11 protein-coding genes are annotated in these 13,743 nt (G+C 56.0%); 7 read left to right on the top strand and 4 right to left on the bottom strand.

Annotated elements, in window-relative coordinates; translation table 11 throughout:
• Positions 1-62: 62 nt before the first annotated feature.
• Together AAZT04_RS01435 and AAZT04_RS01430 are read left to right on the top strand one after the other, a co-directional pair.
• A complete protein-coding gene (locus tag AAZT04_RS01435) occupies positions 63-968 on the top strand; it encodes an SPFH domain-containing protein (protein ID WP_020825551.1) in 906 nt (301 codons plus the stop codon).
• Between the two features lie 2 nt (positions 969-970).
• On the top strand, positions 971-1,432 hold the full coding sequence (locus tag AAZT04_RS01430; protein ID WP_020825550.1) for an NfeD family protein: 462 nt from the start codon (positions 971-973) through the stop codon (positions 1,430-1,432).
• Here AAZT04_RS01430 and cueR read toward each other — a convergent pair.
• Entirely contained in the window at positions 1,429-1,830 is a 402-nt protein-coding gene (gene cueR / locus AAZT04_RS01425) for a Cu(I)-responsive transcriptional regulator (protein ID WP_020825549.1), read from the bottom strand. The genes AAZT04_RS01430 and cueR overlap by 4 nt on opposite strands.
• A gap of 107 nt (positions 1,831-1,937) precedes the next feature.
• Between cueR and copA the strand changes: the two genes are divergently transcribed.
• From copA to ybaK, 3 genes are all read left to right on the top strand, one after another.
• Positions 1,938-4,658 carry a copper-exporting P-type ATPase CopA gene (gene copA, locus AAZT04_RS01420; protein ID WP_334648018.1) on the top strand — a complete coding sequence of 907 codons (2,721 nt, stop codon included), beginning with the start codon at positions 1,938-1,940 and terminating at the stop codon, positions 4,656-4,658.
• A gap of 149 nt (positions 4,659-4,807) precedes the next feature.
• A complete protein-coding gene (locus AAZT04_RS01415) occupies positions 4,808-5,611 on the top strand; it encodes a TraB/GumN family protein (RefSeq protein WP_115059820.1) in 804 nt (267 codons plus the stop codon).
• A 225-nt stretch (positions 5,612-5,836) separates the two neighbouring features.
• Positions 5,837-6,316 (top strand): Cys-tRNA(Pro)/Cys-tRNA(Cys) deacylase YbaK, encoded by a 480-nt coding sequence (gene ybaK / locus AAZT04_RS01410; protein WP_020825546.1) that lies wholly within the window; start codon positions 5,837-5,839, stop codon positions 6,314-6,316.
• A gap of 47 nt (positions 6,317-6,363) precedes the next feature.
• On the opposite strand, the gene AAZT04_RS01405 is transcribed toward ybaK, so the two are convergent.
• The gene (locus tag AAZT04_RS01405) at positions 6,364-7,104 is read right to left on the bottom strand and encodes a methyltransferase family protein (protein ID WP_197820167.1); all 741 of its coding nucleotides are present in this window, start codon (positions 7,102-7,104) and stop codon (positions 6,364-6,366) included.
• 236 nt (positions 7,105-7,340) lie between these two features.
• Positions 7,341-8,993 carry a bifunctional UDP-sugar hydrolase/5'-nucleotidase UshA gene (ushA, locus tag AAZT04_RS01400; protein WP_020825544.1) on the bottom strand — a complete coding sequence of 551 codons (1,653 nt, stop codon included), beginning with the start codon at positions 8,991-8,993 and terminating at the stop codon, positions 7,341-7,343.
• 180 nt (positions 8,994-9,173) lie between these two features.
• Between ushA and AAZT04_RS01395 the strand changes: the two genes are divergently transcribed.
• Together AAZT04_RS01395 and ybaL are read left to right on the top strand one after the other, a co-directional pair.
• A complete protein-coding gene (locus tag AAZT04_RS01395) occupies positions 9,174-10,391 on the top strand; it encodes an MFS transporter (protein WP_048759552.1) in 1,218 nt (405 codons plus the stop codon).
• 247 nt (positions 10,392-10,638) lie between these two features.
• Complete coding sequence (gene ybaL, locus AAZT04_RS01390) at positions 10,639-12,330, top strand: YbaL family putative K(+) efflux transporter (RefSeq protein WP_041414282.1); 1,692 nt, start codon at positions 10,639-10,641, stop codon at positions 12,328-12,330.
• A gap of 48 nt (positions 12,331-12,378) precedes the next feature.
• Here ybaL and AAZT04_RS01385 read toward each other — a convergent pair whose 3' ends face one another.
• Positions 12,379-13,683 (bottom strand): inosine/guanosine kinase, encoded by a 1,305-nt coding sequence (locus AAZT04_RS01385; RefSeq protein ID WP_020825541.1) that lies wholly within the window; start codon positions 13,681-13,683, stop codon positions 12,379-12,381.
• Between the last annotated feature and the right edge of the window lie 60 nt (positions 13,684-13,743).

Below are 13,743 nucleotides of genomic sequence, written 5' to 3'. Positions count from 1 at the left end.
ATTAGTCTTTGCACGGTAGCTGGCGTAATATTCGTTTACATATGTCCGACAGGAGGTTTGCCATGTTTACCCTTATTCCCATCGTGATTGTCGTCGCGCTAATCATCGTATTTGCCGGCGTCAAAATTGTTCCGCAGGGGTTCCAATGGACGGTGGAACGCTTCGGCCGCTACACCAAAACGCTGATGCCAGGTTTAAACCTGGTGGTGCCCTTTATGGACCGCATCGGCAGAAAAATCAATATGATGGAACAGGTACTGGATATTCCATCTCAGGAAATCATCTCGCGCGATAACGCCAATGTGGCCATCGATGCGGTGTGTTTTATCCAGGTGGTGGATCCGGCCCGTGCCGCTTATGAGGTCAGCAACCTGGAACTGGCGATCGTCAACCTGACCATGACCAACTTCCGTACCGTGCTCGGTTCAATGGAGCTGGACGAAATTCTCTCGCAGCGTGACAGCATCAACAGTCGCCTGCTGCACATTGTCGATGAGGCCACCAACCCCTGGGGTATTAAAATCACCCGTATCGAGATCCGTGACGTACGTCCACCGGCAGAGTTAATCTCGGCAATGAACGCCCAGATGAAGGCCGAGCGAACCAAGCGTGCGGATATTCTGGAGGCCGAAGGCGTACGTCAGGCTGCTATCCTGCGTGCCGAAGGCGACAAACAGTCGCAAATCCTCAAGGCGGAAGGTGAGCGTCAGTCTGCGTTCCTGCAGGCGGAAGCCCGTGAACGTGCCGCGGAAGCCGAAGCCCGTGCGACTCAACTGGTTTCCGATGCTATCGCCAGCGGCAATATCCAGGCGGTGAACTACTTTGTGGCACAGAAATACACCGATGCGCTGCAGAAAATCGGCTCAGCCAACAACAGTAAAGTCATCATGATGCCGCTGGATGCCAGCAGCCTGCTCGGTTCAATTGGTGGCATTGCCGAGCTGTTGAAAGACACCAAAGGCAAATAATCATGCTCGAACAAATTGCAGCAAACCCGCACTGGTTCTGGCTCTCCCTTGGCGGGCTGCTGCTGGCGGCCGAAATGCTCGGCGCCAGCGGCTACCTGCTATGGAGCGGCGTATCCGCGGTGGTGGTCGGCGCGATCGTCTGGCTGTTGCCGCAGTTGGCCTGGGAATGGCAGGGGGTGATTTTTGCCGTGCTGACCGTGGTGGTGGCCTACCTGTGGTGGTATTGGCTGCGCCAACGTCCGGCGGCGGCCTCCAGCGGTTCGCAGGTACTGAACCAGCGCAACCGCCAGTTGATTGGCACCCGCGCCACGCTGACGGAACCCATGCACAACGGCATGGGGCGCATTAACATCGGCGACAGCAGTTGGCGTGCGCAGGCCAGTGACGATCTGGCGGTGGGCACCGAGGTGGAAGTGATCGCCGTCGAAGGCATAACGCTGGTGATCCGCGCCGTTATTCGTTAATGGTTGTGGCAACACCCTGCCAGGTTATTAATGATCGGGCACTCTGCCCCGTCATCCCCCGGGCACTGATCCGCCAGCGCCAGTAAACGCTGGCGCATCTCACCCAACTCGGCGATGTGCTTTTCAATGTCCGCCACTTTTTGCAGGGTGCGTGCTTTCACATCGGCGCTGTGACGGGCCGGATCGTTGAACAACGCCACCAGTTCGCCGCATTCGTCTAGGTTAAACCCCACCTGCCGCGCCTGACGCAGCAACGTCAGCTCCTCAATGTGCTTCGGGCTGTAGCTGCGGTAGCCGTTATCGGTGCGGATCGGCGCGGTAACCAGCCCTTTCTCTTCATAGAAGCGGATTGCCTTGCTGGTTAAACCGGTTTTTTTCGCCACGTCGCTGATATTCATTTATCCCCCTTGACCTTCCCCTTGCTGGAAGGTTTAGACTCCATTCTTAGTGAAAATAGGCTAAGCGGTCAACCTTTAAACACCGCACCTGAGCGAGGAATCGAATCATGTCACAAACCACAGTGCTGGCATTGCAGGGACTGACCTGCATGAACTGCGCGCAGCGGGTGAAAAAAGCCCTGGAAAGCCGCGAAGATGTCGAACAGGCAGAGGTCAATGTCCACTATGCCAAAGTCACTGGCGAGGCGCCGAGCCAGGCGCTGATTGACAGCGTAGTCGCTGCCGGCTATCAGGCCGCCGTGGCGCAACAGCCGGATACCGAGCTGCAGTTGAACGGTCTGAGCTGCATGCACTGCGCTGCCAGCACCCGCAAAGCGCTGGAAGCGGTGCCGGGGGTGATTGCCGCCGACGTCAGTATCGACAGCGCCAAGGTTTACGGTGACGCCGCTTCCGAGGCGTTGATCGCCGCAGTTGAAGACGCGGGTTATCACGCCAGCCTTGCCGGAGCCGCTACCTCCCCAAAAACTGAGCCGTTGACTGAATCAGTCCCTGTATTGCCGGAAACCCAGGCAACGGCCTCGTCTCCCCTTCCGGCAACCTCTAATGGCGATGATGATGACAGCGTGCAGCTTTTGCTCAGTGGCATGAGCTGCGCCAGCTGCGTCAGTAAAGTGCAAAATGCACTACAAAGCGTATCCGGTGTAGATCAGGCGCGCGTCAATCTGGCGGAACGCAGCGCGCTGATCACCGGCAGCGCCGATCCGCAAGCGCTGGTCGCGGCGGTCGAGAAAGCCGGTTACGGCGCAGAAATGATCCAGGACGAAACCGAACGCCGCGAGCGCCAACAGCAAACTGCGCAAGCCAATATGAAGCGTTTTCGCTGGCAAGCCGCGCTTGGCCTGGCGCTGGGTATCCCCTTGATGGCCTGGGGGCTGTTTGGTGGCAGCATGTCACTGACGCCGGAAACTCAGCGTCCGTGGCTGCTGGTCGGCCTGCTCACGCTGGCGGTGATGGTGTTCGCTGGCGGGCATTTCTATCGTAATGCCTGGCGCGCGCTGATGAACGGCAGCGCCACCATGGACACCCTGGTCGCACTGGGCACCGGTGCCGCCTGGCTTTACTCAATCAGCGTCAACCTGTGGCCGGATTTCTTCCCGATGGCGGCGCGGCATCTGTACTACGAAGCCAGCGCAATGATCATCGGTCTGATAAACCTGGGCCATGCGTTGGAACAACGCGCTCGCCAGCGCTCATCGCAGGCGCTGGAACGGCTGTTGGATCTGACGCCGCCGACGGCGCGCCTGGTGACCGACGATGGCGAGAAAAGCATCCCGTTGGCGCAGGTGCAGCTCGGCATGACGCTGCGGCTGACGACCGGCGATCGTATTCCGGTAGACGGTGAGATAATTCAGGGTGAAGTCTGGCTGGATGAAGCAATGCTGACCGGCGAGGCGGTGCCGCAACAAAAAAGCGTGGGTGATACCGTACATGCCGGGACGGTGGTTGATGACGGCAGTGTGCTATTCCGTGCCGGCGCTATCGGCAGCAAAACCACCCTGGCACGCATCATCAAGCTGGTGCGCCAGGCGCAGAGCAGTAAGCCTGAGATCGGTAAGCTGGCGGATCGCATTTCTGCGGTATTCGTCCCGACGGTAGTGGCTATCGCCCTGTTCAGCGCCGCAATCTGGTATTTCTTCGGCCCGCAACCGCAGCTGGTTTATACGCTGGTGATTGCCACCACGGTCTTGATCATCGCCTGCCCTTGCGCACTGGGTTTGGCGACGCCGATGTCGATCATCTCCGGAGTGGGCCGCGCCGCCGAATTTGGCGTGTTGGTACGTGATGCCGATGCCTTGCAGCAGGCAAGCCAACTCGACACCCTGGTGTTTGATAAAACCGGCACCCTGACCGAAGGTCAGCCGCGGGTGGTAGAAATCCTCACGTTTAACCAGGTGAGCGAGCAGCAGGCACTGAGCTGGGCTGCCGCATTGGAACAGGGCGCCAGCCACCCGCTGGCTCGTGCCATCGTTGATCACGCCGAAGGACAAGCGCTGCCGCAGGTTGAGCAGTTCCGTACCCTGCGCGGTGCCGGCGTTAGCGGCGAAGTGGACGGCATGAAGTTGCTGCTGGGCAATGCTGCGTTATTACAACAGCATCAGGTGGCCACCGCCGAGCTGGACACACAGATGCAGCAACAGGCAGAGCGCGGCATTACGCCGGTGCTGCTGGCCGTCGAGGGTAAGCCGGCCGCGCTGTTCGCCATCCGTGATCCGCTGCGCGGCGACAGCGTTGAAGCGCTACAGCGCTTGCACCGTCAGGGCTATCAGTTGGTGATGTTAACCGGCGACAACCCGGTGACCGCCAACGCCATTGCCAAAGAGGCCGGTATCGACCGGGTGATTGCCGGCGTGTTGCCGGAGGGCAAAGCCGAAGCGATCAAACAGCTGCAGGCGCAGGGTCACCGCGTAGCCATGATCGGCGACGGTATCAACGACGCGCCGGCGCTGGCGCAGGCCGATGTCGGCATTGCCATGGGAGGCGGCAGCGATATCGCCATTGAGACTGCCGCCATCACTCTGATGCGCCACAGCCTGAACGGCGTCGCCGACGCGCTTGAGCTGTCTAAAGCTACATTGCGCAATATGAAGCAGAACCTGCTGGGAGCCTTTGTTTACAACACGCTCGGCATCCCGATTGCCGCCGGGGTACTGTATCCGTTAACCGGCACCCTGCTCAGTCCGGTGGTGGCGGGCGCGGCTATGGCGCTGTCCTCTATTACCGTGGTCAGTAACGCCAACCGACTGCTGCGTTTTAAACCCAAACGCTAAATACCCAAGGGGCGCAAATAGTGCGCCCCTTTTTCTTTGGGATAATTCCTTCACTCTTCAGGCTTTCTTGTCCGGCGGATAGCGTTTAGCATGGGGAATCCTCACCTTGCCAAGCCAAGGGTGAACACGCTATTCAGGAGCCACGCTGTATGGGTCAACTGTTACGCCGAATCGCCGCCTTTCTCGGCCTGATATCCCCGATGACTTACGCCTACCCGGCGCTGGATATTCGGCTGCCCGGCGATCGTCAGTTCCATCTGGTGGGCAGCATTCATATGGGCACGGTGGATATGTCGCCGCTGCCGGCCAAGCTGGCAGCTCGCCTCAAACAGGCAGATGCCCTGATTGTTGAAGCCGACATCACCGGTTCCGCCTCGCCCTTTGACCACATCGAACAGCAACCGGAGCTTGAACAGCGGCTCTCAGAGTCAGAATTTCAGCAATTGCTGACGCTGTGCCAGGAGCTGGGTGCCGACGCCGACAGTTTTTCCACCCTGCCCGGCTGGCAGGTAGCGTTGATGATGCAAGCCCGTCAGGCTCAGCGATTGGGATTACGCGCCGAATACGGCGTGGATTATCAACTGTTGCAGGCGGCCAGAGACCAGCATAAAAAGGTGATTGAGCTGGAAGGGGCGGAACACCAGATGAGTATGCTCGAACAGTTACCGGAGGGAGGAATAGCGCTGCTGCGCGACACGCTGGAGCACTGGCACACTAACGCGCGCTTGCTGCAAACCATGGTGAGTTGGTGGCTAGACGCAAAACCCAGCGGTATGCTCGAAACCCTGCCCGCCACATTCAGCGCCGATTTGTACGACGTGTTGATGCACCAACGAAATCGCGACTGGCAACAAAAGCTGGAGGCGTTACCGCCAGGAAATTACGTGGTGGCGGTAGGCGCACTGCATCTGTATGGCGAGGATAATCTGCCGGCGATGCTGCAGGCGCAGTAAAAAAGTGGCCAATATCGCTACTGGCCAGTCAAAGAGGAATTTCTTGTATTTTAGTTATACGCATAGCAACCGTGTTAACGGTTACAACAGACAGGGTAGCAACCCAGTGAACATCTTGGCAACCCGCTTTACGCGGCTGCCACTCAGGTTGCTGTTACCGTTATATTTTTGTAATTTTGTTGCATCCGTTTGCAACCTCCCGCTTAACGGGGAAGAGGAAAACACATGACGCCCGCAGTGATCCTGCTTGAGAAACAAAAAGTCGCTTTTACCCTTCATCCTTATCATCACGACAGTGCTGAAACCAACTTCGGCGATGAAGCAGTGAAAAAATTGGGACTGGATGCAGACCGCGTCTATAAAACGTTACTGGTGGCGCTGAACGGCGACGCCAAACATCTGGCAGTGGCGGTCACACCGGTAGCTACACAGTTGGATCTGAAAAAGGTCGCTCGTGCGCTCGGCGCCAAAAAGGCAGAGATGGCCGATCCGCTACTGGCGCAGCGCGTGACGGGTTATCTGGTCGGCGGCATCAGCCCGCTGGGGCAAAAAAAGCGGCTGCCAACGGTGATCGACAGCCCGGCACAGCAGTTCGCCACCATTTATGTCTCCGGCGGTAAACGCGGGCTGGACATCGAACTGGCGGCGCAAGATCTTTGCCGGCTGTTGGCCGGCAGCTTCGCCGATATCGCCAAGCGCGACTAGAAGCCTGATGACGCGGCCGCAGTCCCAACGTCGGCCGCGGGATCTGATTACTCCGTCGGCTTATTCCGTATCCCCATTCGCGGTAACAACATGGGAACATGTCGGCAATACCGCTGATAATCCGCCCCTAAAGATTTAAGCAGGCTACGTTCTTCGAAATAAACACCCACCAAAATATATAATGTCATACCTGAATTAAATAATAGACGCCCAGCGGTCATCTCTGGCGTGAACCAAAATGCCAGTAACATTCCCGTCATCATGGGATGCCGCGTCAACCGGTAAAATCCTCTTACCTGAAATGGCAAATCGGTATATTGGCGTTCTCTCCATTGCAGCCAGGATTGTCGCAAGCCAAATAAGTCGGTGTGGCTGATCATGCAGGTTGACGCAAAGACCACGAGCCACCCTAGCGCACTAATACCGTTAAGCCCCCATGCGGCAACACTGTCTGGCGGTAACCGCCACAAGACGCCCGGCAGTGGTTGCCACACAAGCGCCAGTAGCGCCAACGACGCACCGGCAATTAACACATAGGAGCTTCTTTCCAATGCCGGAGACAGCGCCAAACGGGCCTTGAACCTCTCATGGGCCATAACGGAATGCACCAAGCCAAACAGCAAAAGCAAAACGATATTCACCAGCCAGGGCCATACGTCGGTATCCTCCCTAACGGCGACCATATTTCTCAGCCCCCAGCCGTTAAGTAATAAAATAAGCAAAACAAAGCCAACCAACCCTAAAAAATAGCCGACGACGCCATATAAAAGCACTGCTGTCCTGTACATTTCATTTCCTCTTCAATCACGATTATTTCGCTGATCTTTATTCCCTGGAAAAATTATGATTTAAGAAAGATAAAATCATTAACCCTAAAGGTATAGACAAAGAAAATAGAAATACAATTATGCAAGACAGGGAAAGCAATATTGAAATTAATAATATTAGAATTCTTTTATACTAGAAGTGTGGTAATGCGGGGAAAATCGACGGCGGCTTTTAACCGGTAAAAGCCGCCATAATATTATTGATAAACGATCTCGCCTTTAGGCTCATAAGCCGCTGCGTCCAGCGGTGAGTGCTTCTCGATGTATTGCTTCAAGACTTCGGCATCGATAAACCCGGTGTTGACGTAGCTTGGCAGGGTATCCAGCTTCGGATAACCGTCGCCGCCCAACGCATTGAAGTTCAACGTGGCCATACGGTAGGTTTTGTCCGCCTGCAGCGGTTCCCCCTTGATCTTGACGTTGCTGACGCCCTGACCGTCCGCTGTTAGGCTAACGTTGGCAAACTGCGCATAGGCCCCGGAATCTACCTTCATGTTGGCGACTACAGCCAGGTATTTTTCCACGTCGCTGCCTTTCATCTCGACGTAGACCAGCGTATTGCCGAATGGCTGCACTTTCAGCACGTTTTTATAGGTGATATCGCCGCCTTCAATCGAGTCACGCACCCCGCCACCGCTCATCACCGCAAAATCAGCCTCGGCACGTTCCATCTGCGCTGCCAACAAGACGCGTGACAGGTTGGTCTGTACAAAGCGCACTTTGCTGCGGTCGCCTTCCAGCTTGCCGTTGACGCTGCCAATCTTGACGTCCAACTGCGCCTTACCTTTTTCCTGGAACGGCGTCAGCAGCTTCATCATGGAAGGATCTTCTGCGATCTGTTGGGTGTAAAACACGCGCTCACTGGTGCCGTCGGCTTTCTCCACCTTCTTCTTCAGGTTGACCGGGATCAGTTGGTAATGCACCAGCTTCAGCTCACCGTTACGGAACTGGAAATCGGCGCGGCCCACGTACTTGCCCCACTCATGCGCCTGCACAATCCAGGTGCCGTTCTGACGATCCGGCGCGCACGGTGTACCCGGCACATAATCCACCTGCTTGTGGTTCTCGCCCGCCATACAGACCGGATCCTGCGAATGACCACCAACGATCATGTCCAGATAGCCGGCAGGCAGGCTGCGCGCCATCTCAACATCGCCCGGCGCGTTGGAGCCATGGTTGCCGTCATCGTAATGGCCCATGTGCGTTGCGGCGATAATCACGTCCGGCTTTTCGTCCTTACGCAATTGCTCCACTACCTGTTTGGCTTCCTGTGCAGGCACACGGAACTCGATGTCGGTAAAATATTCCGGGTTGCCAATCTTGGCCGTGTCATCCGTCGTCAGGCCGATGACCGCAATCTTGATCCCCTGCTTGTCAAATAAGGCATAGGGCTTGAACAGACGCTGCTGGGTGCTTTTTTGATAAATATTGGCCGACAGCAAGGGGAAGGTCGCCCACTTTTCCTGCTGACGCAGCACGCTGAGCGGGTTGTCGAATTCATGGTTGCCGATCGCCATTGCGTCGTAACCCACCAGATTCATGCCGCGGAAGTCCGGTTCGGCATCTTGCAGATCGGATTCCGGCACGCCGGTGTTGATATCACCGCCCGACAGCAGCAACAGACTGCCCCCCTGCGCCGCGACTTCCTGACGGATGCTGTCTACCAAGGTTTTCTGTGCACCCAAGCCATATTCGCCATGATCGTTCTGCCAGAAATGGCCGTGGTGATCGTTGGTGTGCAAAATGGTGATGTCGTAGGTCTTATCCTTTTCCCAGGCGCTGGCGGCTCCCGACAGGAAAGTCAGGGATACAGCCAAAGCGCATGCGGTGGTTTTTAACGAAAAGCGCATGGCAGAACTCCATATGATCATTAACGGCTTTTTTGAGGTGACCGAAATTGTAACGCGAAACAAAGCCCTTTGATTTCAAATTTTTGCGATATACGTCAAATTATGTCGGATATGGCAAATATTGAACAACTTGCTAAGATATCTGCTCTGTCCTCTAAAACTTACCAGGCTAATAATAAAATGACCGACCGTAGCGATACTGCCATGCCACCGGCCAAGGGCAGCGCGGTTAAAGGGACTGCATTCTCGATTCTCGGTGCCATCAGCGTCTCTCACCTGCTTAACGACATGATTCAATCGCTGATCCTGGCGATTTACCCGATCCTGCAGGCTGACTTCAGCCTGAGCTTCGTGCAGATCGGCATGATTACTCTGACCTATCAGCTCACGGCTTCCTTATTGCAACCGTTAATCGGTTACTACACGGATAAACACCCGCAGCCCTATTCGTTGCCGATCGGCATGGGCTTTACGCTGTGTGGGCTGCTGCTGCTGTCCGTCGCCAATACCTTCCCGCTGGTGCTGCTGGCGGCGGCGCTGGTCGGCACCGGTTCCTCGGTGTTCCACCCTGAGTCCTCCCGCGTTGCTCGCATGGCCTCCGGTGGCCGACATGGCCTGGCTCAATCGTTGTTCCAGGTCGGCGGTAACTTTGGCAGCTCTCTCGGCCCCCTGCTGGCCGCGCTGATTATTGCGCCTTATGGCAAAGGTAACGTGGCCTGGTTCTCACTGGCCGCGCTGTTGGCTATTGTGGTGCTGTTGCAAGTCAGCAAATGGTATCAACATCAGCACCGGGCAACAAAAGGTCAGCCAAAAGCGTCCTCGACGGTGAAACCGCTGCCAAAACGTACTGTCACCTATGCGCTGGGCATCCTGCTGGTGCTGATTTTCTCCAAATACTTCTACTTGGCCAGTATCAGCAGCTATTACACCTTTTATTTGATACATAAGTTCGGCGTTTCCGTGCAGAATGCGCAGTTTCACCTGTTTGCATTCCTGTTTGCCGTAGCAGCAGGAACCATAATTGGCGGGCCTCTCGGCGACAAGATAGGGCGTAAATATGTTATTTGGGGCTCAATACTGGGTGCGGCACCATTTACGCTGGCTTTACCCTATGCTTCTCTCTACTGGACCGGCATTTTAACCGTCATTATCGGGGTAATTCTCGCTTCGGCATTTTCGGCCATTCTGGTTTATGCACAGGAGCTGATCCCCGGGAAAGTGGGTATGGTTTCCGGTTTATTCTTCGGTTTTGCTTTTGGTATGGGGGGATTAGGCGCAGCCGTTCTTGGTTATGTCGCAGATTTGACCAGTATCGAATTGGTCTACCAAATCTGTGCTTTCTTGCCACTGATCGGCATTATCACCGCATTACTGCCTAATATAGACCATAACTCGTAATACCCCTGATAAAACCCGGCTGAATCATTGCGCTCAGTCGGGTTATCTCCCGAACAAACCAATGTTATTTGACTTATTTAGTGTTAAATCCCCTTACTGCCCTGCCCAAAGCGGAATCCTCTGCTTTTTCGCAAAAAAGCTCAATTTAGCTAAGCAAGACGCGAACAAATGCAATAAACTAAATGTATCTTTTCGTAACTTTGTTGCGTTTCCCCTCTGCTGCCATGCATAGCTAGAAGGAGTCTGGATGCATAATTCAACACCCTTAATCACCACCATTGTCGGAGGGTTAGTACTTGCCTTCCTCCTCGGAATGCTGGCGAATCGCCTGCGCATCTCCCCGCTGGTGGGGTATCTTGCCGCAGGCGTGCTCGCCGGCCCTTTTACCCCCGGTTTTGTTGCCGACACCTCGCTGGCACCGGAACTGGCGGAAATCGGCGTGATCCTGTTGATGTTCGGTGTTGGCCTCCATTTCTCGCTTAAAGACCTCCTGGCAGTTAAACATATCGCTATTCCCGGTGCCGTAGCACAGATTGCCGTCGCCACTCTGTTGGGTATGGGGCTATCAAAGTTGCTCGGCTGGGATTTGATTTCCGGCCTGGTGTTCGGTCTCTGTCTTTCTACCGCCAGTACCGTGGTGCTGCTGCGTGCGCTGGAAGAACGCCAGTTGATCGACAGCCAGCGCGGGCAAATCGCCATTGGCTGGCTGATCGTAGAAGACCTGGCGATGGTGCTGACGCTGGTATTGCTGCCTGCGTTCGGCAACATGCTGGGCAATGACAACGCCAGCAGCGGCCAGTTGCTGACTGAGCTGGCAATCACCATTGGTAAAGTCATCGCCTTTATTGCGCTGATGATTGTGGTGGGCCGCCGGCTGGTGCCGTGGATCCTGGCGAAAACCGCCAGCACCGGCTCGCGCGAGCTGTTTACCCTTGCCGTGTTGGCACTGGCGCTCGGCATTGCCTATGGCGCGGTGAAGCTGTTCGACGTTTCCTTTGCCCTGGGAGCCTTCTTCGCCGGCATGGTGCTGAACGAGTCGGAGCTGAGCCATCGCGCGGCCCACGATACCTTACCGTTGCGCGATGCCTTCGCCGTGCTGTTCTTTGTGTCGGTCGGCATGCTGTTTGATCCGATGATCCTGATCAACGAGCCGCTGGCGGTGCTGGCAACGCTGGCGATTATCGTGTTCGGGAAATCGGCGGCAGCGTTCCTGCTGGTGAAAATGTTCGGCCACTCCAAACGCACCGCGCTGACTATTTCTGCCAGCCTGGCGCAGATTGGCGAGTTCGCCTTCATTCTGGCCGGCCTTGGGATCACGCTGGGCATGATGTCGGAGCACGGCCGCAATCTGGTGCTGGCCGGGGCCATCTTGTCGATTATGTTGAATCCGTTGCTGTTCACGCTGCTTGAGCGTTATCTGGCCAAAACCGAAACCATGGAAGACCAGATAATGGAAGAAGCGGTGGAAGAAGAGAAGCAGATCCCGGTCGATATGTGCAACCATGCGCTGGTGGTCGGCTATGGCCGCGTCGGTAGTCTGCTGGGGGCAAAGTTGGCCGAAGCCGGTATTCCGCTGGTGGTGATCGAGAACTCCCGCCCACGGGTGGAAGCCCTGCGTGAACAAGGCATCAAAACGGTGCTGGGCAACGCCGCCAATCCTGAAGTAATGGATCTGGCGCGACTCGACTGTGCACGCTGGCTGTTGCTGACCATTCCCAACGGTTACGAGGCCGGTGAAATCGTGGCTTCGGCACGTACCAAGCGGCCGAACATCGAGATCATCGCCCGTGCGCACTACGATGACGAAGTATCTTATATCTCCGATCGCGGGGCGAATCAGGTGGTGATGGGCGAACGAGAAATCGCCAACAGCATGCTGAATATTCTCAAACTGGATACGCTGAGCGAAGAAGAGAAGATGGGCGGTTGCCCGATCTGATCGGCGATTCGATATAAAAAAGGTCCGGCTTGCCGGACCTTTTGCTTTTTAGCGTTCCCAGTAAGACTCTTCCAGACTGTCTTCCCGCTCCGGCAGGCCACGCGTCAGGCGCGGCGAATGCTGATTCAGTACCTGATAGCTGACACGGTTAGCGTATTTACACACCTGTGCCAGCGAGGAATAGGTCAGATAGCTGCGAACGTGCTTGCTGGAGTTAGGCACGTTATTGCGGTGATAACCGTTGGCGGCGATATCATGCAGCAACGCCGACAGTGCGCCATCACCGGCACCGTTGGTGTTCATGATTTTCTCCGGCCCGCCCATGTAAGGCGCGATGTGCGAATAGATGCGGAACGGATTTTCACAGCTTTCACGGCGCATAGCGCGGCTGAACTCATAGCGGTTGAATTCGGCAATATGCCCCGGCAGCAGCGGATGCTGGGTTTCCCGCTTATTCGACTCTTCGGTATAACCCGCCATATACAGACCGTTTGGCCCGGCGGTGCACAGCACCAGATCCACCCATTCAAGCGCCATGTCAGAGGCAGTCAATGGATCGCTCAACCCGGTCAACTCCAGCGCTTCATCTTCGTTCATCGCCAGGATCGACACGTGTTGTTGCAGGAAGTCGCGCCACCATTGCGGGTTATCGGCGATCACGTACTTGGTGCCCAGCGTCAGTACCACCGGCACATCGTGCTTTTTGGCAAATTCAATTGCCTGCATGGTGGCAGCCGGCATCGGCTCCCCTTCCTTGCAGCGCACCAAATATGACGTCAGCACCAGCGCCGAAGCACCGGCAATCACCTCTTCCTTCACGCTTTCCGGCCGCAGTTGATTCATCTGCCCGGGGCTGATGGCAAAGGTCCGTTCGCCGCTTTCGCCGATCAGCGTAAAGCAGCGGCCAATAGCACCGTCAACCGCCTGCAGGTGGTTAAGATCGGTACGGCTGGAGGTGTTGCACAGATAGCGATAGGCGTAGCTGCCAATCTTGATATTGCTGCACATCACGCCGAGCAGAACGGAACGGTCGTCCGCCAGCACGGAGTAGTTGTGCAGAGTATTGCCGATGGTGCCGCCGGCAAATTGGTGGGTGATCAGATTATTGTCGATCAGTTCCTGATACAGCGCCTCGGCGACGTCATCCTCAATCACCAGGGAGTGCCCCAGGCTCAGACCGTAACGCTGGACGAAGGCATCGTCCACTTTGGCTTCGATATCCACCAGCGTCTGATCGATACCGACGATATAGGAGGTGCTGATTTCATTTTCAGGCTGAGCTTGCTGCAAGAGCGGATCGCGGGCGTTCACCGGAAAATAGTGTTTGGACTTACGTTTACCAGGAAATTTCATTTATTTGGCGGCAGTGGCAGTTAACAGGCAGAGAATGTTAGCACATTCCTGCCCGATTGA

Source organism: Serratia sp. Je.1.23.a (assembly GCF_051129805.1).
In the GTDB taxonomy this organism is placed as follows: Bacteria; Pseudomonadota; Gammaproteobacteria; order Enterobacterales; family Enterobacteriaceae; genus Serratia; species Serratia liquefaciens.
Note: the sequence above shows the minus strand (reverse complement) of the source record. Positions and strands in the feature narration are given on the sequence as shown.